At 62.2% G+C, this 24,912-nt stretch carries 25 protein-coding genes; 13 read left to right on the plus strand and 12 right to left on the minus strand.

Features of this window, described 5'->3' with window-relative positions; genetic code table 11:
* The first annotated feature begins 146 nt into the window (after positions 1-146).
* A complete protein-coding gene (locus ACFTOW_RS19605; RefSeq protein ID WP_379918950.1) occupies positions 147-1,379 on the plus strand; it encodes an MFS transporter in 1,233 nt (410 codons plus the stop codon).
* Here ACFTOW_RS19605 and ACFTOW_RS19610 read toward each other — a convergent pair.
* The 3 genes from ACFTOW_RS19610 to ACFTOW_RS19620 are packed head-to-tail and all read right to left on the minus strand — an operon-like array spanning position 1,362 to position 3,639.
* Positions 1,362-1,949, minus strand: a complete 588-nt coding sequence (locus ACFTOW_RS19610; RefSeq protein WP_379918952.1) for a Smr/MutS family protein — start codon at positions 1,947-1,949, stop codon at positions 1,362-1,364. The two genes, ACFTOW_RS19605 and ACFTOW_RS19610, sit on opposite strands and share 18 nt — an antisense overlap.
* Positions 1,946-2,935, minus strand: a complete 990-nt coding sequence (mltA, locus tag ACFTOW_RS19615) for a murein transglycosylase A (protein ID WP_379918954.1) — start codon at positions 2,933-2,935, stop codon at positions 1,946-1,948. The genes ACFTOW_RS19610 and mltA overlap by 4 nt, the downstream gene beginning before the upstream one ends.
* Before the next feature lie 41 nt (positions 2,936-2,976).
* Positions 2,977-3,639, minus strand: coding sequence for a Tim44/TimA family putative adaptor protein (locus ACFTOW_RS19620; protein ID WP_379918956.1), 663 nt, complete (start codon positions 3,637-3,639; stop codon positions 2,977-2,979).
* A gap of 101 nt (positions 3,640-3,740) precedes the next feature.
* Here ACFTOW_RS19620 and ACFTOW_RS19625 point away from each other — a divergent pair, with 101 nt between their 5' ends.
* Positions 3,741-4,259 carry an FxsA family protein gene (locus ACFTOW_RS19625; RefSeq protein WP_379918958.1) on the plus strand — a complete coding sequence of 173 codons (519 nt, stop codon included), beginning with the start codon at positions 3,741-3,743 and terminating at the stop codon, positions 4,257-4,259.
* 58 nt (positions 4,260-4,317) lie between these two features.
* Complete coding sequence (gene secB / locus ACFTOW_RS19630; protein ID WP_379918960.1) at positions 4,318-4,833, plus strand: protein-export chaperone SecB; 516 nt, start codon at positions 4,318-4,320, stop codon at positions 4,831-4,833.
* A gap of 4 nt (positions 4,834-4,837) precedes the next feature.
* On the opposite strand, the gene dnaQ is transcribed toward secB, so the two are convergent.
* Genes dnaQ through ACFTOW_RS19650 form a run of 4 tightly spaced genes read right to left on the minus strand, consistent with a single transcriptional unit; the run spans position 4,838 to position 7,581 of the window.
* Positions 4,838-5,566 carry a DNA polymerase III subunit epsilon gene (gene dnaQ, locus ACFTOW_RS19635; RefSeq protein ID WP_379918962.1) on the minus strand — a complete coding sequence of 243 codons (729 nt, stop codon included), beginning with the start codon at positions 5,564-5,566 and terminating at the stop codon, positions 4,838-4,840.
* Positions 5,559-6,155: a dephospho-CoA kinase gene (gene coaE / locus ACFTOW_RS19640; protein ID WP_379918964.1), complete on the minus strand. Its 597-nt coding sequence runs from the start codon at positions 6,153-6,155 to the stop codon at positions 5,559-5,561. Before coaE ends, dnaQ begins: the two co-directional genes overlap by 8 nt.
* The gene (locus ACFTOW_RS19645; protein ID WP_379918966.1) at positions 6,152-6,985 is read right to left on the minus strand and encodes a shikimate dehydrogenase; all 834 of its coding nucleotides are present in this window, start codon (positions 6,983-6,985) and stop codon (positions 6,152-6,154) included. The genes coaE and ACFTOW_RS19645 overlap by 4 nt, the downstream gene beginning before the upstream one ends.
* Positions 6,982-7,581, minus strand: coding sequence for a Maf family protein (locus ACFTOW_RS19650; protein ID WP_379918968.1), 600 nt, complete (start codon positions 7,579-7,581; stop codon positions 6,982-6,984). Before ACFTOW_RS19650 ends, ACFTOW_RS19645 begins: the two co-directional genes overlap by 4 nt.
* 408 nt (positions 7,582-7,989) lie before the next feature.
* Here ACFTOW_RS19650 and ACFTOW_RS19655 point away from each other — a divergent pair, with 408 nt between their 5' ends.
* The 7 genes from ACFTOW_RS19655 (at position 7,990) to ACFTOW_RS19685 (ending at position 15,342) form a co-directional block, all read left to right on the plus strand.
* Positions 7,990-8,439: a CopD family protein gene (locus ACFTOW_RS19655; protein WP_379918970.1), complete on the plus strand. Its 450-nt coding sequence runs from the start codon at positions 7,990-7,992 to the stop codon at positions 8,437-8,439.
* A gap of 125 nt (positions 8,440-8,564) precedes the next feature.
* Complete coding sequence (gene rho, locus ACFTOW_RS19660) at positions 8,565-9,836, plus strand: transcription termination factor Rho (protein WP_379918972.1); 1,272 nt, start codon at positions 8,565-8,567, stop codon at positions 9,834-9,836.
* Positions 9,837-9,864: 28 nt separating this feature from the next.
* Positions 9,865-11,139 (plus strand): tRNA uridine-5-carboxymethylaminomethyl(34) synthesis GTPase MnmE, encoded by a 1,275-nt coding sequence (gene mnmE, locus ACFTOW_RS19665; protein ID WP_379918974.1) that lies wholly within the window; start codon positions 9,865-9,867, stop codon positions 11,137-11,139.
* Between the two features lie 12 nt (positions 11,140-11,151).
* Positions 11,152-13,020 carry a tRNA uridine-5-carboxymethylaminomethyl(34) synthesis enzyme MnmG gene (gene mnmG / locus ACFTOW_RS19670; RefSeq protein ID WP_379918976.1) on the plus strand — a complete coding sequence of 623 codons (1,869 nt, stop codon included), beginning with the start codon at positions 11,152-11,154 and terminating at the stop codon, positions 13,018-13,020.
* Positions 13,020-13,631, plus strand: a complete 612-nt coding sequence (rsmG, locus tag ACFTOW_RS19675; protein WP_379918978.1) for a 16S rRNA (guanine(527)-N(7))-methyltransferase RsmG — start codon at positions 13,020-13,022, stop codon at positions 13,629-13,631. The genes mnmG and rsmG overlap by 1 nt, the downstream gene beginning before the upstream one ends.
* The gene (locus ACFTOW_RS19680) at positions 13,624-14,433 is read left to right on the plus strand and encodes a ParA family protein (protein WP_379918980.1); all 810 of its coding nucleotides are present in this window, start codon (positions 13,624-13,626) and stop codon (positions 14,431-14,433) included. The genes rsmG and ACFTOW_RS19680 overlap by 8 nt, the downstream gene beginning before the upstream one ends.
* A 9-nt stretch (positions 14,434-14,442) precedes the next feature.
* On the plus strand, positions 14,443-15,342 hold the full coding sequence (locus ACFTOW_RS19685; protein ID WP_379918982.1) for a ParB/RepB/Spo0J family partition protein: 900 nt from the start codon (positions 14,443-14,445) through the stop codon (positions 15,340-15,342).
* Here the strand turns inward: ACFTOW_RS19685 and ACFTOW_RS19690 are convergent.
* The 4 genes from ACFTOW_RS19690 to rph are packed head-to-tail and all read right to left on the minus strand — an operon-like array spanning position 15,332 to position 18,160.
* On the minus strand, positions 15,332-15,685 hold the full coding sequence (locus ACFTOW_RS19690; protein ID WP_379918984.1) for a YbaN family protein: 354 nt from the start codon (positions 15,683-15,685) through the stop codon (positions 15,332-15,334). The two genes, ACFTOW_RS19685 and ACFTOW_RS19690, sit on opposite strands and share 11 nt — an antisense overlap.
* Positions 15,686-15,688: 3 nt before the next feature.
* On the minus strand, positions 15,689-16,846 hold the full coding sequence (hemW, locus tag ACFTOW_RS19695; protein WP_379918986.1) for a radical SAM family heme chaperone HemW: 1,158 nt from the start codon (positions 16,844-16,846) through the stop codon (positions 15,689-15,691).
* A complete protein-coding gene (gene rdgB, locus ACFTOW_RS19700) occupies positions 16,839-17,450 on the minus strand; it encodes an RdgB/HAM1 family non-canonical purine NTP pyrophosphatase (protein WP_379918988.1) in 612 nt (203 codons plus the stop codon). The genes hemW and rdgB overlap by 8 nt, the downstream gene beginning before the upstream one ends.
* Positions 17,447-18,160: a ribonuclease PH gene (gene rph, locus ACFTOW_RS19705; protein ID WP_379918990.1), complete on the minus strand. Its 714-nt coding sequence runs from the start codon at positions 18,158-18,160 to the stop codon at positions 17,447-17,449. Before rph ends, rdgB begins: the two co-directional genes overlap by 4 nt.
* A gap of 112 nt (positions 18,161-18,272) precedes the next feature.
* Here rph and hrcA point away from each other — a divergent pair, with 112 nt between their 5' ends.
* Positions 18,273-19,343: a heat-inducible transcriptional repressor HrcA gene (gene hrcA / locus ACFTOW_RS19710; RefSeq protein ID WP_379918992.1), complete on the plus strand. Its 1,071-nt coding sequence runs from the start codon at positions 18,273-18,275 to the stop codon at positions 19,341-19,343.
* A gap of 3 nt (positions 19,344-19,346) precedes the next feature.
* A complete protein-coding gene (locus tag ACFTOW_RS19715; RefSeq protein WP_379918994.1) occupies positions 19,347-19,910 on the plus strand; it encodes a nucleotide exchange factor GrpE in 564 nt (187 codons plus the stop codon).
* Here the strand turns inward: ACFTOW_RS19715 and mutS are convergent.
* A complete protein-coding gene (mutS, locus tag ACFTOW_RS19720) occupies positions 19,853-22,522 on the minus strand; it encodes a DNA mismatch repair protein MutS (RefSeq protein WP_379918997.1) in 2,670 nt (889 codons plus the stop codon). The genes ACFTOW_RS19715 and mutS overlap by 58 nt on opposite strands.
* Positions 22,523-22,655: 133 nt before the next feature.
* On the opposite strand from mutS, the gene ACFTOW_RS19725 reads away from it, so the two are divergent.
* Complete coding sequence (locus tag ACFTOW_RS19725; RefSeq protein ID WP_379918999.1) at positions 22,656-24,911, plus strand: NADP-dependent malic enzyme; 2,256 nt, start codon at positions 22,656-22,658, stop codon at positions 24,909-24,911.
* Position 24,912 lies beyond the last annotated feature (1 nt).

Here is a 24,912-nt window from a genome sequence, read left to right on the forward strand (position 1 = left end):
GCGACTTAGCTTGGCCGCGCCAGACCGTCGAGGATTTCCATGCGCCGCACCTTTGAACCAGTCTCTGCCCTGCGCGGAACGGCCCGCGCCGGTTGTGGGGCCCCAAAGGCCACCCGGCTGGCATCGCACGCGGTGGCACACCCCTGATGCGGCTGGACGGGTTTCTTGATTTCTTTCGGCTCAATGCGCCCTGGCTGACGGCGGGTGTTCTGCTGACCTTCATGTCCAGCTTTGGGCAGACGTTCTTTATCTCGCTGTTCGCCGGCGAGATACGGGCCGAGTTCGGGCTGAGCCATGGCGAATGGGGCGGGATTTATACGCTGGGCACAGGGGTGGCGGCGGTCATCATGGTCTGGGCCGGGGGGTTGACCGATCTGTTCCGGGTGCGCGCGCTGGCCCCCGTGGTGCTGCTGATGCTGGCTGGGGCCTCTGTCTGGATGGCCACGGCGCAGGCGGCGTGGATGCTGCCCGGCGTCATCCTTGCGCTGCGGTTCTGCGGGCAGGGCATGACAAGCCATCTGGCGGTGGTGGCGATGTCGCGCTGGTTCGTCAAGACGCGGGGCCGGGCGCTGTCGGTGGCGCTGCTGGGCTTTGCGGCAGGCGAGGCGCTGCTGCCAATCATCTTTGTCGGGCTGATGCCCATCCTTGGCTGGCGCAGCCTGTGGATGATCGCCGCCGGCATTGCGCTGCTGGGTATTCCGCTGCTCTTGCTGCTGCTGCGGCACGAACGCACGCCGCAATCCATGGCGCGCGAAAACCAGACGCCGGGGATGGACGGGCGGCACTGGACGCGCGGGCAGGCCCTGCGCCATCCGCTGTTCTGGCTGATGGTGCCCGCGTTGCTGGGGCCTGCTGCCTTCAACACCGCGTTCTTTTTCCATCAGGTCCATTACGCCGAGATCAAGGGGCTTGCGCATATCGAACTGGTGGCCCTGTTCCCCGTGTTCACGGTGATGAGCCTGACCGCCATGATCGTCTTTGGCTGGGCGCTGGACAAGGTGGGCACCGCGCGGCTGATGCCGTTTTTCCAACTGCCGATGGTGGCGGGGTTCATCGCGTTTTCGCTGGCCACCGGCACCGGCGGCGCGCTGCTGGGCCTGTTCTTTCTGGCGATCACGACAGGCGGCAATTCCAGCCTGGTCAACGCCTTCTGGGCCGAATTCTATGGCACGAAGAACCTTGGGTCGGTCAAGGCGATGGCCGCGGCGGTGATGGTTCTGGGCTCGGCCATCGGGCCGGGCGTCACCGGGGCGCTGATCGATTTCGGCATGGGGATCGAGACGCAGTACATCGGCGTTGCGCTTTATTTCGTGTTCACGTCGATCCTGATGGCCATCGGGATCGTCCGTGCACGGCCCAGCCTACCTGTGGCGGCGTAGATAGACGTAATAGGCCCCGTCGCCGCCATGGCTGATATGGGCCGGGGTGATCTGCAAGACCGCCTGCGACAGCGGCGGCATCGACAGCCATTGCGGCACCTGATGTTTCAGCAACCCGCGCCGCACCGGGATTGGCCCATGGCCATCGCGATCCTTGCCCTTGCCGGTGATCACCAGAACCAGCCGCCGCCCGTGGCTGTGCTGCGTCAGGATAAACCGGTTCAGCGCCCCGTGCGCGCGGTCCAGCGTCATGCCATGCAGGTCGATCCGCGCCTCGGGCACCAGCTTGCCCTTGCGCATCCTGCCGTGGGTCTTGCGATCCATCGCCACCGGCGCGCGGTCCAGTGTATCGCGCAAGGACGGGGCCAGATCATGCTTGCCGGTGATCGGTTGGGTGACCTGACCCATCGTGAACTCGGTGATCCGGGTCTGGCCCTGCGGGGGCTTGGCCGGCTTGGGCTTGGGTTGCGGGGTCTGATGGGTCTTGCGCTCGGGATGCAGGCGCTGCGCGGTCTCGGCCACCTTGCGCCAAAGCTCAACCTCGTCGGGGCGCAGGCGGCGGCGGGTCATTCCCCGCCCTCGGACAACAGGGCATAGGCCCGCTGGATCGGCAACAGCACCAGCATCCGCCCCGGATCGCGCAACCGCCCGGCGGCACGCCCGGCCTGATCGCCGGTGCCGAAAAAGATGTCGGCCCGTTGCGCACCCTTGATGGCCGATCCGGTGTCCTGCGCGATCATCAGACGGCGGATCGGGTTCTGACCCTCTTTTTCCACCCAGACCGGTGCGCCCAGCGGCACAAAGGCCGGATCAACCGCAACCGACCGCATCGTGGTGATCGAGCGGTTCATCGCGCCCAGGGGCCCGCGATCCGCCGGAACCTCGCTGACCTCGCGAAAGAAGACAAAGGACGGATTGTGCCACAGCAGTTCCTGCCCCTGTGCGGGATTGCGGCGCACCCAGTTCTTGATCACCTGCGCCGAGACCTGATGCGTCTGATAGATCCCGCGCCGCACCATTTCCTGCCCGACCGAGCGGTATTCGTGCCCGTTCTTGCCGCCATAACCAACACGGATCATCCGCCCGTCCGGCAAGCGTATGCGGCCAGACCCCTGAATTTGCAGGAAAAAGAGCTCGACCGGATCATCGACCCAGGCGATTTCAAGACCGCGGCCGCGCAAGACGCCGCCCTCTTCGATCTCGCGGCGCGAGACAAAAGACCCGCCGCGGGCTTCGGGTGGGGTGGCGTAGACCGGATAGCGATAGCGCGCATCCGGGCGCAGGGCGCCGTCAAGCTCGGGTTCGAAATAGCCTGTGAACAGCGCGTCCTTCCCGTCGCGGATCAGAACCGGGCGAAAGAACAGCTCGAAAAACGCACGGGGGTTTTCGATATTCTCGGCAACGGCACAAAGCGATGTCCAGTCAGGTTCGCGCCGGTCCATGCAGGTGTTGCGGAACGTGGTCAGCGCGGCGGCGTGATCGTCCTGTGCCCACCCTTCAAGGTCGGCAAAATCCAGCACCTCGAAGGTGGTTTCGGAGCTGGCGGGCTGTGTCATCATCACCCCCGCCAACAAGGCCACCCGCAAAGCCGCAAACATCACTCACCCGTGGCGACCAGTTGCCAGTTGGGATCGTCGCTGCCCATGACGCGCGCAAAGGTCCACAGATCGCGCTGGCGCTTGATCTCGCTCGGGTTGCCCTCGACCACGTCACCGGCGCTGTCGCGTACAACCGAAGTCAGCTCACCGACATAGCGGACCGTGACTTCGGCCTCGCGGGTGTCGGGATCGAACGTCGCCTCGTGCAGGGCCAGTTCGCGCAGGCCGACGAAATCGGCCTCGACCGTCAGGCCCTGCCGCTCGCGGGCTTCGACAACCTCGGCAAAGGCTTCGTAAATGTCATCGGACAGGAACGGCTTGATCTCGGCCATATTGCCGCGCTCGAACCCCATCAGGATCATTTCATAGGCTCCGCGCGCCCCTTGCAGGAAGTCGGCCACACCGAACGACGGTTCGATACGTTTCATCGCGGCCAGCGCCTTGGCGGTTTCGCTGCCTTCTTCGGCATGGTCGATGATGTCGTGGTCAGGCCCGCCTTCGATCACGGCGAAATCGGGCCGGCGCGAGTCGTTCGCGGTGCGCGGGTTTTCCACCTTCGGGCGTTCATACCCCTCACGTGTGCCCAGAACACTTTTCAGGCGCAGGATCAGGAACACGGCGATGCCGGCCAGAACCAGAAGCTGGAGAATGGGGTTGTTCATTGTATCCTCTTGGCAGGGCCATGGTAACAGGCGGTGTTGATCCCTATGTAGGTGAGCGACCGGGCCAAGTCCACCACGGCGCCGGTCAAAAGGAGGTGCCCATGTGGCTGTTCGTGGCATTCGTTGCCGTTCCGATCGTTGAAATCGCCCTGTTCATCCAGGTTGGCGGGCTAATCGGCATGTGGCCCACCTTGGGGATTGTCGTGCTGACAGCCGTGCTTGGCACGATGATGATGCGGGCGCAGGGTGCGCTGGCGATGCGTGACGTACAACGCAGTTTCAGTGATCTGCGCGACCCGACCGAGCCGCTGGCCCATGGCGCGATGATCCTTGTGGCAGGCGTTTTGTTGCTGACGCCGGGGTTTTTCACCGACGCCTTGGGCCTGTCGCTGCTGATCCCGCAGGTGCGCCGCGCGGTATTCGCTTATGTCGCAGCCCGGGTGAAGGTGCAGACCGTTCATTACGGGCAGGCCGGACCGGGGCCGCAGGGCCCGCGCGGCCCGCAGCCGGGCGGCAAAGACATCATCGACGGCGATTTTCACGAGGTTGACGAGGATGCCGCCCAGGTCGAGCCGCCAAAACGGCCCACGCATCGCCCGTCAGGCTGGACCAAGCATTGAGGCCCATGTGGCATCCTGCTAAGACATCTGGCAACGAAAACCTCTTGGAGTGCATATAATGGCCGAAAACGAATTGCCCGAGGGCCAGCAGGCGCAGCCGCAGGCACAACCCCAGGTCAAGATGAGCGTGATGACGCAGTTCATCCGCGACCTGTCGTTTGAAAACATCCTGTCGCAAAAGGGTGTGCAGGGCGAAGTGCAGCCCGATGTTTCGGTGCAGGTCAATCTGGATGCGAAAAAACGCACCGCCGATCACCAGTTCGAAGTGGTGATGAAGCTTCAGATCGAATCCAAGGCCAAGGAAAGCGATCACAAGCTGTTCCTGATGGAGCTCGAATATGCCGGCGTGTTCCACATCGAGGGCGTGCCCGAAGAGCAGATGCATCCCTTCTTGCTGATCGAATGCCCGCGGATGCTGTTCCCCTTTGTCCGCCGGATCGTCTCGGACATGACACGGGATGGCGGGTTCCCCCCGCTGAACCTGGAAACCATCGATTTCGTGCAGCTGTACCGCAACGAATTGCTGCGTCGCCAGCAGGCACAGCAAACCAACGGGCAGGTCGGCACCGCCTGATCCGTCAGCCCAGTTTCGACCACAGCGCGCCGTCGCCCATTGCCTTGACAAAGGCGTCATGGGCGGCGGCTTCTTCTTGCGTGATGCGCGGGGGCAGGGGCGTCGGGCGCGGCTGCGGCTTCCACGTAGTGCCCGCGATACTGCTGCCGTCGGTGTTCACGCTGGCCAGCGCGAAATCCGGCTGCCGCCCGCCGATCAGTTCAAGATAGACCTCGGCCAAGATTTCTGAGTCGAGCAGCGCGCCGTGCAGCGTGCGCGAGGTGTTGTCGATCCCGAACCGGCGACACAGCGCATCCAGCGAGGCGGGCGAGCCGGGGAATTTCTGCCGCGCGATGGCCAGCGTATCCACCGCCCGCGCCCAGGCCAATTCGGGCAGGCCGATCCAGCGCAGCTCGGCATTCAGGAATTTCATGTCAAAGGCCGCGTTGTGAATCACCAGCTTGGCGTCGCCGACAAAGTCAAAGAATGCGCGGCCCACATCCTTGAACAGCGGCTTGTCGCGCAATGTCACCTCGCCGTCGCGGGGCGGTCGTGGGTTGGCCAGCAGATCGGGGCCGATACCGTGAATACCGAACGCGCCTTCGGGCATGTCACGCTGCGGGTTGATATACTGGTGATAGGTGCGACCCGTCGGCATGTGGTTCAACAGCTCGATCGCGCCGATTTCCACGATCCGGTCGCCCTGATCGGGTTCAAATCCGGTGGTTTCGGTATCAAGAACGATTTCACGCATCTGCTGCCATCCTCTTGCGTATGTCTGCGATCACATCCTGCACCTGCGCGCGGGCATGCTCGATCGTGTCGGTCAGTATCACGTAGTCCGCGCGGGCACGCTTTTCCGCATCCGGTGTCTGCTTTGCCCGGATCGCGTTGAACTGATCCTCGGTCATGGTGCCACGATCCAGCACGCGGGCGCGCTGCGTGTCGGCATCGGTGCTGACAACGGCCACCGCATCCACCCGCGCCTCACCGCCGGTTTCGAACAACAGCGGGATATCGAACACAAGGATATCCGCCTGCGCCTGTGCGGCAAAATCTGCCCGGTCCTGCGCCACCAACGGATGCACGATGGACTCGATCCGTTTCAACGCATCCGCATCCTGCGCGATGATATTTTTCAGCGCATCGCGCGACACCGCACCATCCTGTATCGCATCGGGAAAGGCGGCTGCCATTGGCGCAACCGCCGCCCCGCCGCTGGAATAGAGCCTGTGCACGGCGGCATCCGCATCCCAAACGGCACAACCTTGTTCGGCGAACAGCCGCGCCGTGGTGGATTTGCCCATGCCGATGGAGCCGGTCAGACCAAGACGGAATGTCATCGCAACGCTGCCGCCCGCGCCGCCGCATCGACCTCCGGGCGCACGCCGAACCAGCGTTCGAACGCCGGCACCGCCTGATGCAGCAGCATACCCAGACCATCGACGGTGATGCATCCCATTTCTTCGGCGGTTTTCAGAAGCCGAGTTTGCAGCGGGGCGTAGACCAGATCGGTCACCACCGCGCCCTTTTGCAACCCGTCCAGCGGCACGCGCATCTCGGGCTTGCCGATCATGCCAAGGCTGGTGGTGTTGACGACCGTTGCCGCGTCTTCCAGCATGTTGCCCGCCTGCACCCAATCGACAACCTGCAACCGCTTGCCGAAATCGGCTTGCAGGGCTTCGGCGCGGATACGGGTGCGGTTGGCGATCAGGATCTCGGGCACGCCCACGTCCAGCAGCGACGCGATCACCGCCCGCGCCGCACCACCGGCCCCCAGCACCGCGGCCGGCCCTGCCTGCGGCCGCCAGTCGGGCGCGCCCTGTCGCAGGTTTTCGATAAAGCCGTATCCGTCTGTGTTGTCGGCGTGAATCTTGCCGTCCTTGCGAAAGATCAGCGTATTCGCCGCCCCGATCAGCGTGGCGCGGTCGGTGACCAGATCGGCAATCTCCATCACCTTTTCCTTGTGCGGAACGGTGATGTTCGCGCCGACAAACCCGGCTTTGGGCAGGGTCTGGATCACCTGCGCCAGATTTTCGGGGGCCACCTCCATAGGAATGTAGAACCCAGGCAAGCCGTGGGTTTTCAACCAATGCCGATGCAGTTGCGGTGATTTGGAATGGGCGATGGGCGTGCCGATCACCCCCGCCAGCGGAATGCGCGTTTGCGTCATTGTTGCAGATCCCCTCGCAGCGTCAGATAGGACAAGAGTTCCAACAGCGGCATACCCAATACCGTAAAGTAATCGCCTTCGACGCGGGAAAACAAGCGCACGCCTTCCTCTTCCAGCTTGTAGGCCCCCACGCTGTCACCGATGCCCGGCCAGTTGCGGGACAGGTATCCATCCAGGAACGTATCCGAAAACTCGCGCATCATCAGCCGCACGGTGCCCACATGCCGCCAGATCGGCTGCCCGTCCTCGACGATCACCGCCGCCGACAGCAGCTGATGCCGCTGCCCGCGCAGGGCGCGCAGCTGGTCGCGGGCGTCGTCGACACTGATGGGTTTCGACAGGATGCGACCATCGAAGCTCAACACCTGATCGCAGCCGATCACCAGTGCGCCGGGCCTCTTGTCGCTGATCTTGCGCGCCTTCATCTCGGCCAGCGTGTCGGCGATATCGCGGGGGCTGGCCTGTTCTACCAGCAGGGCGTCGCGGATCATCTCCTCGTCCACGCGCGCGACCTGAACATCGAAATCAACGCCTGCGCGCTCCAGCATCTGACGCCGGATGGACGAGCCCGAGGCAAGGATCAGTTTTTGCGGCATGTGGATAACCCGGTGGGGAACGTTAAGGGGTTCTTAAGGATAAAATCGGGGCAAATCCACCGCTGCGGCACACCGGTGGAAAACCCACATCATCCAACCGCCCTCGGACCCGCTCGCCCACCTGTGAAAAGGATAACCGGGCCCAGGTGGACAACGCGGACCGAAACGTTCGGCGCACAGGGTTTTCCACAGACTCAAAACAGTTACAATCTAATTAACTAACTGAAAATATTTTCATATTTGACACATCCCCCGATCTTAACCTTCTGTGGGCAAAAACTGTCCCGTTGTGGGAAAGAGACGGATAACCACGTTATCCACTGCTCCGGTGACCCCCATCTAAATCTTCATCTCTTTTCTTATATCTATATTGATATTAAGAGGGCAGGATCGCTTGAAAGGCTTTCCATGTCCGATCTGCTTGCCCTGCTTTATCCTTGGAACAAGGCCATTCACATCATGGCCGTGATCACCTGGATGGCGGGCATCTTTTATCTGCCCCGTCTGTTCGTTTATCACGCCGAACAGGCCACGGTCGGCGATGCCCGCGACGAGGTGTTTCGCGTCATGGAACACAAACTGCTGCGCTACATCATGAACCCGTCGATGATTGTGGTCTGGGTGTTCGGCCTGGCGCTGGTTGCCACACCCGGGATCGTCGACTGGGGCATGGTCTGGCCCTGGGCCAAGGCGATATCGGTTCTGGCGATGACGTGGTTTCACATGTGGCTCTCGGCGCGGCGCAAGGAGTTTGCCGCCGGACAGAACCAGATGGCCGGGCGGCGATACCGGCTGATGAACGAGGTGCCGACGATCCTGATGATCGTGATCGTGCTGTCGGTGGTCATCAAGTTCTGAGTTTGACTTGGGGCCGTGGCAGGCGTATACCGCACGCCAAGTCGCCCGTCCGGGCGGATATCTTCCACTTACAGAACTGACCATGTGCCGTACACGGCAGGCATGGTCGCGCAAGGTATATCCCGATGTCCGAGAACCGTTTGAATCTGGCCGAGCTCAAGGTCAAAAGCCCCAAAGACCTGCTGGCGATGGCCGAAGAGCTGGAAATCGAAAACGCCTCGACCATGCGCAAGGGCGACATGATGTTCCAGATCCTCCGCGAAATGGCGGATGAAGGCTGGGAAATCGGCGGCGATGGCGTGCTTGAGGTCCTGCAGGACGGTTTCGGTTTCCTGCGCAGCCCCGAAGCCAACTACCTGCCCGGCCCCGATGACATCTATGTCTCGCCTGACATGATCCGGCAGTTTGCCCTGCGCACCGGCGATTCGATCGAAGGCGTGATCCGTGCGCCAGACGATCAGGAACGGTATTTCGCCCTGACCAGCGTCGAGAAGATCAACTTCGAGGACCCGGAAAGGGCCCGTCACAAGATCGCGTTCGACAACCTGACGCCGCTCTATCCCGACGAGCGGCTGAAGATGGAGATCGAGGATCCGACGATCAAGGACCGCACCGCTCGGATCATCGACCTGGTGGCCCCCATCGGCAAGGGCCAACGGTCGCTGATCGTGGCGCCGCCGCGTACGGGTAAGACTGTGATCTTGCAGAACATCGCCCGCTCGATCGAGGTAAACCACCCCGAAATCTATCTGATCGTGCTGCTGATCGACGAACGTCCCGAAGAGGTGACCGACATGCAGCGCAGCGTGAAGGGCGAGGTCGTGTCGTCAACCTTTGACGAACCTGCCACCCGCCACGTGGCTGTTTCGGAAATGGTGATCGAAAAGGCCAAGCGTCTGGTCGAACATAAGCGAGATGTTGTTATCCTTCTCGACTCGATCACAAGACTTGGTAGGGCATTCAACACGGTCGTGCCCTCGTCGGGCAAGGTTCTGACCGGCGGCGTGGATGCCAACGCGCTGCAACGGCCAAAGCGATTCTTTGGTGCGGCGCGGAACATCGAAGAGGGCGGATCGCTGACCATCATCGCCACTGCGCTGATCGACACCGGCAGCCGAATGGACGAGGTGATCTTTGAAGAGTTCAAAGGCACCGGCAACAGCGAGCTGGTTCTGGATCGCAAGATCTCGGACAAGCGGGTGTTCCCGGCCATCGACATCCTGAAATCCGGCACACGCAAAGAGGAACTGCTGATCGACAAATCCGATCTGGCGAAAACCTATGTGCTGCGCCGGATTCTGAATCCGATGGGCACCACGGATGCAGTTGAATTCCTGCTGTCGAAGATGAAACAAACCAAGACAAACGCGGAATTCTTTGATTCCATGAACACCTGACGCGGCCCGCCGCAGTAAGGATTGCGAAATGGACACGATTTTCGCCCTTGCCACAGCCGCTGGCAAGGCTGGCATCGCGGTGATCCGCGTGTCCGGCCCGGGCGCGTTTCTGGCGTGTGAGCGTATCGCCGGGGATGTGCCCGCACCCCGCCGCGCCAGCCTGCGCAGACTGCGGGACGCGGGCGGCGACGTTCTGGACGAGGCGCTGGTGATCACCTTTGCCAAAGGCCACAGCTTTACCGGCGAGGACGTTGTCGAGCTTCACTGCCACGGCTCTGTCGCGATCACCTCGGCCGTGCTGCGGGCATTGGGGGAGATTGACGGGTTGCGTATGGCTAACCCCGGCGAGTTCACGCGCCGGGCATTGGAGAATGGTCGCTTGGATCTGACCCAGGTCGAGGGCCTGGCCGATCTGATCGAGTCCGAAACCGAGGCGCAGCGCAAGCAGGCGCAACGCATCCTGGACGGGGCCATCGGGGCGCAGGCCGAGGCGTGGCGCCGCGACCTTATTCGTGCGGCGGCTTTGCTGGAAGCGGTCATTGATTTCGCGGATGACGACGTGCCTGAGGATGTCTCGCCCGAGGTTCTGGACCTGACCAAGCGGACCCGAGGCGACATCGAGGTGCAATTGCGCGGGATCGATGCGGCCGAACGGGTGCGCACGGGGTTCGAGGTGGCAATCGTCGGTGCGCCGAACGTCGGGAAATCCACTCTGTTGAACGCGCTTGCTGGGCGCGAGGCTGCGATCACATCCGAGTTCGCAGGCACGACACGCGATGTGATAGAGGTACGGATGGACCTGGGTGGTTTGCCGGTGACGGTCCTGGATACCGCAGGCCTGCGCGACACGCAGGATCATGTCGAGGGGATCGGCATTGCCCGCGCGCGCGAGCGCGCAACCGCGGCGGACTTACGGGTTTTCCTGCTGGATGGCGACGCGCCTGATTTGCCGCCGCTGCCCGGAGACATCGTGGTTCAGGCCAAGGCCGATCTGCGCGGAACGGGTGTGTCGGGTTTGACGGGGCAGGGGATCGGACAGCTCGTTTCCGATATCACGACCTGTCTGCAAGAGCAGGCTGGTCAGGCCGGGCTTGCATCGCGTGAACGGCATCGCCTTGCGCTGGCACAGGCGATAACCGGCCTGCAGGCCGCCGAATCGCATGTCAGAATCGGCGCGGACCGTTATGATCTGGCGGCAGAAGAATTGCGCAATGTCGTGCGGGCGCTGGAATCTCTGGTTGGTCGCATTGATGTTGAAAACCTGCTGGACGAAATCTTTGCCAGCTTTTGCCTTGGGAAGTGAGGAGTGTTTCACGTGAAACATTTTGACTTCGACGTTCTCGTCGTCGGTGGGGGACATGCCGGTGCGGATGCCGCCCATGCGGCCGCACGCATGGGGGCGCGCACGGCGCTGATCACGCTGCGGCGTGAGGCGATCGGTGTTATGTCCTGCAATCCGGCGATTGGCGGTCTGGGCAAAGGGCACCTGGTGCGAGAGATCGATGCGCTGGACGGTGTTATGGCGCGGGTCGCGGACAAGGCTGGTATCCAGTTTCGACTTCTGAACCGGCGCAAAGGTCCCGCCGTTCAAGGCCCGCGAGCGCAATCTGACCGCAAGATCTATCGCACGCAGATGCTGATGGAGATGGAAGAACAGCCCAACCTGACGATCATCGAAGGTGAAGCCACCGATTTCCTGATGGAAGGTGTTCGCGTCACGGGGCTGCAACTGTCGGATGGCAGCGAACTTTGCGCAAAAGCTGTTGTGCTGACCACCGGAACATTTCTGCGCGGCATGATCCATATCGGGGACTTGTCGCGCCCGGGCGGCCGTATGGGTGACAAGCCCTCGGTGCGGTTGGCTGAACGGATTGACAGCTTCGGCCTGCCGTTGGGACGCTTGAAAACCGGCACGCCCCCGCGGCTGGATGGACGCACGATTGCCTGGGACAAGCTCGAGTCGCAGCCCGGGGATGATGACCCTGTGATGTTCTCGTTCCTGTCAAAAGCCCCTTTTGTGCGTCAGGTGTCTTGCGGAATCACGCACACGAATGAGCGCACCCACGCGATTATTCAGGACAACCTGTCGCGCTCGGCCATGTATGGCGGGCATATCGAAGGGGTTGGGCCCCGGTATTGCCCTTCGATCGAGGACAAGGTGGTGCGTTTTGCCGACAAGACCTCTCACCAGATTTTTCTGGAACCAGAGGGGTTGGACGATCACACGATTTACCCCAACGGAATCTCGACTTCGTTGCCCGAAGATGTGCAGCACGCGTATGTTCAGTCAATCGTAGGATTGGAGCAAGCGGTGATCCTGCAGCCCGGCTATGCGATCGAATATGACTATGTCGATCCTCGCGCGCTTGATCTGCGGCTGGCGGTCAGGGAGGTGCCGGGTCTGTATCTAGCCGGTCAGATCAACGGAACCACCGGATATGAAGAGGCTGCAGCGCAAGGCTTGGTCGCCGGACTGAACGCGGCGGCAGAGGCTTTGGGGCGCGACCCCATCACATTCAGCCGCGCGGACAGCTACATCGGCGTGATGATCGACGATCTGACGACCCGAGGCGTGACCGAGCCATATCGCATGTTCACCTCGCGTGCCGAATTCCGCCTGTCGCTGCGTGCGGACAACGCCGATCAGCGCCTGACACCGAAAGGGATTGAAATAGGATGTGTCGGTGAAATCCGACGCGCCGCGTTCGAAGCAAAGCGGGAACGCTTGGTTTCCGCCAGGCAGCGGCTGGAGGCGGAGACATACACGCCGCGACAACTCGCTGGTCTGGGTCTGACAGTCAATCAGGATGGCGCGCGCAGAAGCGGCTTTCAACTGCTGTCGTTCCCCGATGTCGGGTTTGACCATCTGATCATGCTCGATCCGTCGTTTGCAGATATCGACGCCGAGACGCGCGAGCAACTGGCGCGGGACGCGCTTTATGCGAACTACATTGACCGGCAGCAGCGTGACGTCGATGCGATGAAACGGGATGAGCAGCACGAGATTCCGACGACATTCGATTTTGTCGCAATCGATGGTCTGTCCAACGAGCTAAAGACAAAGCTTGCAAAGTCGCGCCCGGCGAATCTTGCCCAGGCAGCGCGGATCGACGGGATGACGCCAGCAGCATTGACCTTGATTCTGGCGCGGTTGCGGCGTGACAAGCGCGAGAGATCCGCGTGATGCAGGCCGCACAGCACAGCAATGTTTCACGTGAAACAATGGATCGTCTCGTGCGATACGTCGATCTGCTGGAAAAGTGGAACCCGCGCATCAATCTGGTGGGTAAATCTACGCTCAAGGACGCCTGGACACGACATGTGGTTGATTCCCTGCAAATCTTGGCATTGGCACCAACCGAATGGACGCATTGGGCCGATCTTGGCAGCGGTGGTGGGTTTCCCGGGCTTGTAGTTGCCATTGCCGCGATGGATCAAGCCGAAGGGCGGACCGTAACCTTGGTGGAAAGCGATCAGCGCAAATGCGCTTTTCTGCGCACGGTGATTCGCGAAACAGGCGCCCCGGCACAGGTCATCGCCGCGCGAATTGAGGATATCGAACCCTTGAAAGCGGATGTGATTTCCGCCCGTGCGCTAGCAGATCTATCGACGCTGCTGGGCTTTGTGCAGCAACATGGCACCGTGGACTGCACGGCCTTGTTTCAAAAAGGCGAAACATGGCAAAGAGAACTGTCGCAGGCGCAAGCGCAGTGGGCATTCACCAACACGCCGTATAAAAGTGAAACCGAAGAGAAATCCGTCATTCTGAGGATCCAAGGAGTTGCCCGTGTCTGATCCGACCCGCCCGCCGGGGCCGCGTATCATCGCAGTCGCAAATCAAAAGGGTGGCGTGGGCAAAACCACGACCTCGATCAACCTGGCTGCAGCCCTGGTGGCGCAAGGGCAGCGTGTTCTGGTGATTGATCTGGATCCGCAGGGCAACGCCTCGACCGGTTTGGGGATCGAGGTGGATGACAGGGCGTTCACGACCTACGAACTGCTGCTCGAGGATATCGACCTGACACAGGTTGTTCTGGGCACGGCAACCGACGGTCTGTATATCGTCCCGGCCACGATTGATCTCAGTTCCGCGGACATTGAACTGATCGCGAATGAAAAGCGCAGTTTCCTGCTGCATGACGCGCTTAGGCAGCATGCGATGGATGACTTCAACCTCGATTATATCCTGATCGACTGTCCACCATCGCTGAACCTTTTGACGGTCAACGCAATGGTGGCCGCGCATTCCGTGCTGGTTCCCCTGCAGTCCGAGTTCTTTGCACTCGAAGGTCTGTCGCAACTGATGCTGACCATCCGCGAAGTGCGTCAGACCGCGAATTCCACCCTGCGAATCGAAGGTGTTGTGTTGACCATGTATGATAGCCGCAACAGGTTGAGTCAGCAGGTCGAACAGGACGCGCGCGACAATCTCGGCGAACTGGTGTTCAAGACCGTGATTCCTCGCAATGTGCGCGTGTCCGAGGCGCCGTCCTATGCGCAATCGGTGCTGGACTATGACCCGGGATCAAAGGGCGCGCAGGCCTATCTGGCTCTGGCGCAGGAAATTCTGCAAAATCACGCGAAACTGGCTGCTTAAAGGGGGCACATGATGGACAAGAAACCCAAACCGCGCGGGCTGGGCCGTGGATTGTCTGCCCTCATGGCCGACGTCGCCCCTGAAGAGCAGGTGAGCACACCGCGCCGTCCCGACATGATGGTCGCAATCGAGCGTGTGCATCCCAATCCCGATCAGCCACGTCGCAGCTTCACGCCCGATCAACTGGAAGAGCTGGCCGCCTCGATCCGCGAAAAGGGCATTATCCAGCCCCTGATCGTGCGCCCGCGCCCCGGTGATGAGGGCGCATTTGAAATCGTGGCGGGCGAACGGCGCTGGCGTGCCGCGCAAATGGCGCAACTGCACGAGATTCCGATTCTGGTGCGCGATTTTGACGACACCGAGGTTCTGGAAGTCGCAATCATCGAGAACATCCAGCGCGCCGACCTGAACCCGGTTGAAGAAGCCGCAGGCTACAAGGCGCTGATGGACAAGTTTGGGCACACTCAGGAAAAGCTATCCGATGTTCTGGGCAAAAGCCGCAGTTATATCGCCAACCTGGTACGCCTGTTGAACTTGCCCGACGAGGTGCAGGGCTATCTCCGCGAGGGCAAGATCTCTTCCGGTCATGCGAGGGCGCTGATAACAGCGGATGATCCGGGGTCTCTGGCGCGGCAGGTCATCCAAAAGGGTCTGTCGGTGCGCGATACGGAAAAGCTGGCGAAGAAGCCGATCGCAGGCAGCACTGAACAGGGCACAAAAACGCGGACCAGGACGCCGAGCGAAAAAGATGCCGATACCAAGGCGCTCGAAGGCGATCTGGGGGCCAATCTGGGCATGAAGGTCGAAATAAACCACGATACCGGGCAGGAATCGGGTCGATTGACGATCAGCTATGCCAACCTCGATCAACTGGATGATCTGTGTATGCGCCTGTCGACTACGCGCTAGGTCGCGACCAGATAAAGATCAGGACGCAGCACAGGGTGACCGCCTGAATGGCCAGAATTTGCCATCGCAGGCCCAATGCCAAAGAAATGGTGAACACCACGGCGATGGACAACGTCGCCAAACGCTTGCCCCGCAAGCTTATCGCGCCTCGATCCTGCCAATCGGCGATTGGCGGACCGAAGGTGGGATGCGCCAGCAGCCAGTGATGCAGTCGCTCGGACGAGCGGGAAAAACAGTACGCTGCCAACAGCATGAAGGGCACCGTGGGCAGCAACGGCAAAACCGCCCCGATCAACCCCAGGGCAACCGATAACACCCCAAGACTGGCCCAGACGATGCGCATGATCTAATCCGTCAATAGCTGCTCAAGCACCGCATTCAGAACCATCCGCCCCTGCGGCGTGACGCGCAGATGGATGGAGCCATGATCGATCATGCCCAGATCCATCAAATAGCGTAGTTTGGCCTCGGGCAAAGCGTGACCCGCCAGCGCCTCGTATCTGCGCGGATCTATGCCATCGGTCAGGCGCAGGCCCATCAGCAGAAACTCGACCGCCTGATCTTCGCGGGGCAGGGCGGTCAGCGCCTCGTCAGCGTTGCCCGCTTCGGCCTGCGCCAGCCATTTGCCCGGCATGCGCCATTGTTCGGTCGCGTGGCGCTGACCATTCAGGGTCAACCGCCCATGGGCTCCGGGGCCGATCCCAAGGTAATCGCCATAGCGCCAATAGAGACTGTTATGCCGCGACTCTGCACCGGGCAGCGCATGGTTCGACACTTCATAGGCCGGCATGCCTGCCGCGTCACAGATTTCCTGCGTCGCCTGATACATGTCTGCCGACAGGTCATCGGGCGGTAACCCGCGCAGCTTGCCCGCGTTATAACGGTCGCCAAAGGCGGTGCCCTGCTCGATGGTCAGTTGATACAGTGACAGGTGATCCACCGCCATCGACAGCGCCTGACGCAGTTCATCCTGCCAGTCGGACAGCGTCTGATCCTGCCGGGCATAGATCAGGTCAAAGCTGACGCGATCGAATTGCGCCCGCGCGATGTCAAAGGCGGCGCGGGCTTCTTCAACCGTGTGAATACGGCCCAACCGAACCAGGTCGCGGTTGTTCAAGGCCTGAATCCCCATCGACACGCGGCTGACGCCTGCCTGCGCGTAACCGGCAAAGCGCCCCGCCTCGACCGAGCCGGGGTTTGCCTCCAGCGTCACTTCCATGTCGTTGGCGGTGGGCCAGTGATGCCGGATACGGCCCAGTATACCCCCCACCACATCCGGGTTCATCAGGCTGGGCGTGCCACCACCAAAGAAAACCGACGTCAGAACCCGCCCCGGCACCATCGCAGCCAGCCGGTCGATCTCGGCAATATAGGCTCTAAGCCAGCGGGATTGATCGATTTCACGTGAAACATGGCTGTTGAAGTCGCAATAGGGGCATTTGGCCTGACAAAAGGGCCAATGCAGATACAGGCCAAAGCCACCGTTCTGCCAATCCTCAGTCAAAACAACCCGCTACCAGCTTGGCAAAGGCATCCGCGCGGTGGCTGATGCGGTTTTTTTCCCAACGGTCCATCTCGCCAAAGGTCACGTCATACCCGTCCGGCACAAAGATCGGATCATACCCGTGCCCCTGATCGCCGCGCATGGGCCAGACGACGCGCCCGGCCATGACACCTGGGAATACCTCATCATGGCCATCGGGCCACGCCAGAACCAGCGTGCAGCAAAACCGCGCGGTCCAGGGTTCAGGCGCGCCGCTGGCCTGCAACGCGTCATGGGCGCGGATCATCGCCATGACGAAATCGCGACCCGTCTCTGTTTCGGCCCAATCGGCGGTATAGACGCCGGGCGCGCCGTCCAGCGCATCAATCTCGATGCCGCTGTCATCGGACAGGGCGGGCAGTCCGGTGGCTTGCGCCGCGGCATGGGCCTTGATCCGGGCATTCTCGACGAAGGTCGTGCCATCCTCGACCGGTTCGGGCAGGTCCATGTCGGCAGCGCCCGCCACCGACACGCCAAAAGGCTCCAGCAAGGCGGAAATCTCTTCCAGCTTGCCATTGTTGTGGGTGGCGACCAGCAGGCGGTCGCCCTGAAACCGCCGGGTCATCCCACCGCCGCCAGTTGCGCCGCGACCAGTTCGGACACGCCTTTTTCGGCCAGATCCAGCAGTTCGTTCATCTGCGCGCGCGAATAGGTGGCACCCTCGGCGCTCATCTGCACCTCGATCAGGCGGCCATCGGCCAGCATAATGAAATTGCCGTCAACGCCGGCCTCGGAATCCTCGGGGTAATCCAGATCCAGCACCGGCTGCCCCGCATAGATGCCGCAGGACACCGCAGCGACCGGCGAGATCAGCGGATCAGAAATGACATCGCCCGCTTTCATCAGCTTGTTGACCGCCAGTTTCAACGCGACCCAGCCGCCGGTGATCGACGCGCAGCGCGTGCCGCCATCGGCCTGAATCACATCGCAATCCACGGTGATCTGCTTTTCCCCCAGCGCCACGCGATCCACCCCCGCCCGCAGAGAGCGCCCGATCAGCCGCTGAATCTCTACCGTGCGGCCGCCTTGCTTGCCCGCTGTCGCCTCGCGCCGCATCCGGCTGGTGGTCGACCGGGGCAACATGCCGTATTCCGCCGTGACCCAGCCCAGCCCCGATCCCTTGATAAAGGGCGGCACGCGGTCCTCGATCGTCGCGGTGCACAGCACATGGGTGTCGCCCATGCGGATCATGCAAGACCCCTCGGCGTGTTTCGTGACCCCGGTTTCGATTGAAACCGGACGCATTTCGCTTAACTGTCTTCCAGACGGGCGCATGGTGTCTCCTCACTTTGCCCCTGTGGGATACAGGCGCGGCGGGCCAATACGCAACCCCGATTGACCTTTGGGGCAACTGCCCTTTAATGGCCTCTTGGCTGAAGGTGCGATCATGCAGGACGACAGCAACATACTGGCAGAAATGAACGACCGCTCGCGCGAGGTGTTTCGCCGCGTGGTCGAAGGATATCTGGAAAGCGGCGACCCCGTGGGCAGCCGCACCCTGACCCGCAGCATGAGCGAAAAGGTCAGCGCAGCCACCGTGCGCAATGTCATGCAAGACCTTGAATACATGGGTCTTTTGGGCAGCCCCCATGTCAGCGCCGGGCGCGTGCCAACGCAGCTTGGCCTGCGCATGTTCGTCGATGGGCTGCTTGAGGTGCGCGATCTTGACGCCGCCGACCGCCAGAAGATCGACGAGACCGCAGGCAGCAACAGCGATGACGTGGGCGGGCTGCTGGATCGGGTCAGCACCGCGCTGTCGGGGGTGACCCATGGCGCGTCCCTGGTTCTGGCCCCCAAGCACGAGGCCCCGATCAAGCATGTCGAATTCGTCAGCCTTGCCCCCGACCGCGCGTTGGTGGTGCTGGTGTTTGGCGACGGTCATGTGGAAAATCGCCTGTTCACTCCGCCGCTGGGCCAAACGCCCGCCTCGATGCGCGAGGCCGGGAACTTCCTGAACGCCTTGGCCGAGGGGCGCACGCTGTCGGAACTGCGCGCGGTGATCCGGTCCGAGATCTCGAAAAGGCGTCAGGAAATTGACGTGCTGGCGCGTGACATGGTCGAATCCGGGCTGGCCGTCTGGGAAAACCCCGGCGAGCAGGGCGAGCGTCTGATTGTGCGCGGCCGGTCGAATCTGTTGTCGGATGACACCTCCGAGGCCGATCTCGAGGTGATCCGCAGCTTGTTCGACGACCTGGAACGCAAACGTGATATCGCCGAATTCCTTGAACTGGCCGAGGATGGCGAGGGTGTGCGCATTTTTATCGGGTCGGAAAGCAAACTTTTCTCACTTTCGGGTTCATCTTTGGTGGTCTCTCCATATATGAACGCAGACCGAAAGATCGTGGGCGCAGTGGGTGTGATCGGCCCGACGCGCCTGAATTATGGACGGATCGTGCCGATTGTGGATTACACGGCGCAGCTGGTTGGAAAGATCATTTCCGACCGCAATCAGAGGTGAAAAATGGCACAGCGCAGCGAAGACGAATTCCTGGACGACATCGAAAAGGCCGAGGCCGAAGAGCAGGAAAACGAAGCCGAAGACTATTCTGACGAGGCGATCGAACTCGACAGCTTGCGCGCCGAGCGGGACGAGTTGAAAGACAAGTGGATGCGCGCCCTTGCCGATGCGGAAAACTCGCGCAAGCGTGCCGACAAGGATCGGCGCGAGGCCGAGCAGTATGGCGGTTCGAAATTCGCGCGCGACATGCTGCCGGTCTATGACAACCTCAAGCGCGCGCTTGAAGTCGCGACCGAGGAACAGCGCCAGTCCTTCGGCCCGCTGCTGGAAGGGGTCGAGCTGACCCTGCGCGAACTGGTCAACGTGTTCCAGAAGCACGGGATCGAGCGTATCACCCCCGCCGAGGGCGACATATTCGACCCACAACTGCACCAGGCCATGTTCGAGGCCCCGGTGCCCGGCACCAAGGCCGGTCAGATTATTCAGGTTTCCGGCGAAGGCTTCATGCTTTACGATCGCCTGCTGCGCCCGGCACAGGTGGGCGTGTCGTCCAACACCGGCGAATAATCCAGCATCCCGCGCAGGTCATACAGCATCTGCAACGCCTCGCGCGGGCTCAGCTCATCCGGGCTGATCCCGCGCAACGCCTCTTCGACGCCTGATTTCGGCGGCTTTGCCGGAGCGGGCGGCGGCGCGGCCGCGAACAGCGGCAGATCGTCGATCAGCGCCTTGGGCTTCACGCCGCCCATCCGTTCGCCTTGTTCCAGCGCATCCAGCACCACGCGCGCCCGGGCCACCACGCTGTCGGGCAACCCCGCCAGCTTGGCCACCTGCACGCCATAGGATCGGTCGGCGGCGCCCTTGCGCACCTCGTGCAGGAAAATCACGTCGCCGTCATGTTCGCGCACGGTCACGGTGGCGTTTGCCACCCGCTCCAGCTTGCCCGCCAGTTGCGTCAATTCATGGTAATGCGTGGCAAACAGCGCGCGGCAGCGGTTCATGCCGTGCAGATGCTCCAACGTGGCCCAGGCAATCGATAGCCCGTCATAAGTGGCCGTGCCGCGCCCGATTTCGTCCAGGATCACCAGCGCATGAGCATCCGCCTGATTCAGGATCGCGGCAGTTTCGACCATTTCCACCATGAACGTAGACCGCCCGCGCGCCAGATCGTCGGACGCGCCAACCCGGCTGAACAACTGGCTCACCATGCCGATATGCGCCGAGGTTGCGGGCACGAAACTACCCGCCTGCGCCAGCAGCGCGATCAGCGCGTTCTGCCGCAGAAAGGTGGATTTACCGGCCATGTTCGGACCGGTCAGCAGCCAGATGTCGGCACCGACCCCCAGCGCGCAATCATTGGCGATGAACGGATCGCCCCCCTGTTTGCGCAGGGATCGTTCCACGACCGGATGCCGCCCGCCCTCGATCACCAGCGCGCGGCTGCCATCCACACGCGGGCGGCACCAGTTCTCACCTGTGGCCAGGTCTGACAGCGCGGTTGTCAGGTCGATCTCGGCCAAGGCGCGGGCGGTCTGGGCCAGCGGCGCGGCGCGGTCCAGAATTTCGGCTTTCAGGGCATCATAGAGCCGCTTTTCAATCTCGATCGCCCGCCCCCCCGCATTCAGGATGCGGGTTTCCATCTGTGACAGCTCGACCGTGGTAAACCGCACCTGATTGGCCGTGGTCTGGCGATGCTTGAACCGGTCATCGGCGTGCATCTTGTCGGCATGGGTCGCCGTCACCTCGACGAAATAGCCCAGCACGTTGTTATGCTTGATCTTCAGCGACGAAATGCCGGTGTCCTGCTGATACTGTGCCTGCATTCCGGCGATCACGCTGCGACCCTCGTCGCGCAACTGGCGCATCTCGTCCAGTTCGGCATCGTAACCGGCCGCGATGAAACCGCCATCGCGGGCCAGCAGCGGTGGTTCCGCCACCAGCGCCTGATCCAGCAGATCGTGCAGCGCGTCGTGGCCGAACAGGCTCTGTTTCGCCTGCAACAGCAGATCGGGCATGTCATCGGGCAGCAGCGCGGCAATAGCCGCCGCCTGTTCCAGCCCGCCGCGAATGCCGGTCAGGTCGCGCGGTCCGCCACGATCCAGCCCCAGCCGCGACAGCGCGCGGTCCAGATCGGGCACCCGTCGGAGCGCCGCGCGCAGATCGGCGGACAATCGACCCTGATCCACCGCGAATTGCACTGAGTCCAGCCGCGCCTGCACCACGTCCAGCACCCGTGACGGGCTGGACAGCCGACGCTCCAGCAGCCGCGCGCCCCCTGCGGTCAGCGTGCGATCCACCGCAGCCAGCAACGAGCCGGCCCGCCCGCCGTTCATCCCGTGGGTGATCTCCAGATTGCGGCGCGTCGCGGCGTCGATCTGCATCACCCGTGCCTCGGCCTCGCGCACGGGCGTGCGCAGCAACGGCAGTTTGCCCTTTTGCGTGATCTCCAGGTACTCGACGATGGCACCCATCGCCGACACCTCGGCGCGCGAAAACGCGCCGAAGGCATCCAGCGATCCGACCTTGAACAGGGCGCACAACCGCTTTTCCGCGCCCTGGCTGTCAAAGGCCGCTCGACCCAGCGGCGTCATCGCGGCGCCCGAGTCAGTGACTGTTTCGGCCAGATCCGCCTCTTGCCCCTCTGCCACGATCAGTTCGGACGGCACCAGCCGCGCCAGTTCCGGCCCCAGCCGCACCGGCGTCAGGGGCATCACGTGAAACTCGCCCGTGGAAATATCCGCCCAGGCCAGCGCGCTGTCATCGCGCAGCGTGATGAAGGCCGCCAGATAATTGTGCCGACGCGCCTCAAGCAGCGACTCTTCGGTCAGGGTGCCGGGGGTGACCAGCCGCACCACATCGCGCCGCACCACCGATTTCGACCCGCGTTTCTTTGCCGCCTCGGGGCTTTCCATCTGTTCGCAAACGGCCACCCGAAACCCCTTGCGGATCAGGGTCAGCAGATAGCCCTCGGCCGAATGGACCGGCACGCCACACATCGGAATGTCCTGTTCCAGATGCTTGCCGCGTTTCGTCAGGGCAATATCCAGCGCCTCGGCGGCGGCCACGGCATCGTCGAAGAACAGCTCGTAAAAATCGCCCATGCGATAGAACAGCAGGGCGTCGGGGTACTGCGCCTTGATCTCAAGATATTGCGCCATCATTGGCGTGACATTCGACATGCAGTTCCCCGTGGTTCGGTGTGACCTTACAAATGCGGCTGCCTGCCTCCAAGCCCGAATTGGCGCAAAACCTTGAGGCAGGGCATCACCCAAGGTAAGAGGCTGAAACCCTTGATCTGAAGGCCGCTGCATAATGACAAAAAACCGCATCACCCGCGAAGAGGCGCGTGCCTTTCACCTCGAACCCACCCCTGGCAAGTGGGAGGTGAACGCAACCGTCCCCATGACCACACAGCGCGATCTGTCGCTGGCCTATTCGCCGGGCGTTGCAGTCCCGTGCGAGGATATCGCGGCCAACCCCGAACTTGCCTATGACTACACCAACAAGGGCAACCTTGTGGCGGTGATTTCCAACGGCACGGCGGTCCTGGGTCTGGGCAATCTGGGTGCGTTGGGCTCGAAGCCGGTGATGGAGGGCAAGGCGGTTCTGTTCAAACGCTTTGCCGATGTGAACAGCATCGACATCGAACTGGATACCGAAGACGTCGATGCGTTCTGCAACGCGGTGCGGCTGATGGGGCCGACATTCGGCGGCATCAACCTCGAAGATATCAAGGCGCCTGAATGTTTCATCATCGAACAGCGCCTGAAAGAGGAAATGGATATCCCCGTTTTCCACGACGACCAGCACGGCACCGCGGTGATCTGCGCCGCCGGTCTGATCAACGCGCTGCATATCTCGGGGAAAAAGATCGAGGATGTGAAGATCGTGCTGAACGGGGCAGGGGCCGCCGGGATCGCCTGTATCGAACTTCTCAAGCGCATGGGCGCGCGGCATGAAAACTGCATCGTCTGCGACACCAAGGGCGTGATCTATCAGGGCCGCACCGACGGCATGAACCAGTGGAAATCGGCCCATGCCGTCACCACCGAGGCGAGAACGCTGGAAGAGGTGATGGTGGGCGCCGACGTGTTTCTGGGCGTGTCGGTCAAGGGTGCCGTGACGCCCGACATGGTCGCCAGCATGGGCGACAACCCGGTGATCTTTGCCATGGCCAACCCCGACCCCGAAATTACCCCGGAAGAAGCGCATGAGGTTCGTCAGGATGCCATCGTCGCCACCGGACGCAGCGATTATCCCAACCAGGTCAACAACGTCCTTGGCTTTCCCTACCTGTTTCGCGGTGCGCTGGATATCCACGCCCGCGCCATCAACGACGAGATGAAGATCGCCTGCGCTGAGGCGCTGGCCGAACTTGCCCGCGAGGATGTGCCGGACGAGGTTGCAATCGCCTATGGCCGCAAGCTGACGTTCGGACGCGACTACATCATCCCCACGCCGTTCGATCCGCGCCTGATCCACCGGATTCCGCCCGCCGTTGCCCGTGCGGGGATGAACACCGGGGCCGCGCGCAGGCCGATCATCGACATGGACGCCTATGAACTGGGCCTGAAATCGCGCATGGACCCGACGGCCAGCATCCTGCGCGGCATCAACCTGCGTGCCCGCAACGCGCAGGCCCGCATGATCTTTGCCGAAGGCGACGACATCCGCGTCCTGCGCGCCGCCGTGATGTACCAGCGGCAGGGGCTGGGCAAGGCGCTGGTTGTCGGCCGGGAAAGCGACGTGAAGGAAAAGCTCGAGGCCGCAGGCCTGGGCGATGCCGTGCGCGAGCTTGAGGTGGTGAACGCCGCCAACACTCGGCACCTGGAAACGTACAAGGAGTTTCTCTACGAGCGCCTGCAACGCAAGGGCCATGACCGACACGACATCAACCGGCTGGCCGGGCGTGATCGCCACGTGTTTTCGGCCCTGATGCTGGCGCACGGGCATGGCGACGGGATGATCACCGGCGCGACCCGCAAATCCGCCCATGTGATGGAGCTTATCAACCACGTCTTTGACGCCGATGCCGACCATGGGGCCGCGGGCATCACCGCGCTGCTGCACAAGGGGCGCATCGTTCTGATCGCCGACACGCTGGTGCACGAATGGCCTGATCAGGAGGATCTTGCCAATATCGCCTGTCGCGCGGCAGACGTGGCCCGTCATCTGGGGCTTGAGCCGCGCGTGGCCTTCGTGTCGTTTTCTACCTTCGGCTATCCAAGGTCCGAGCGCGCCGAAAAGATGCACCTTGCCCCGCAGGTGCTGGAGCGCCGCGGCGTCGATTTCGAGTTCGAGGGCGAGATGACGGTCGATGTGGCCCTGAACCCCAAGGCGCAGGCCAGCTTCCCGTTCCAGCGCCTGTCGGGCCCGGCCAACATCCTTGTGGTGCCCGCGCGGCACTCGGCCTCGATCTCGGTCAAGTTGATGCAGGAAATGGCCGGGGCCACGGTGATCGGGCCGATCCTGTCGGGCATCGGCGCGTCGATCCAGATCTGTTCGTCCAACGCCACGGCCACCGACATCCTGAACATGGCGGTGCTGGCCTCGTGCAAGGTGGGGTAGG

Origin of the sequence: Lacimonas salitolerans (assembly GCF_042677865.1) — a bacterium.
GTDB classification, from domain to species: Bacteria; Pseudomonadota; Alphaproteobacteria; order Rhodobacterales; family Rhodobacteraceae; genus Lutimaribacter; species Lutimaribacter salitolerans.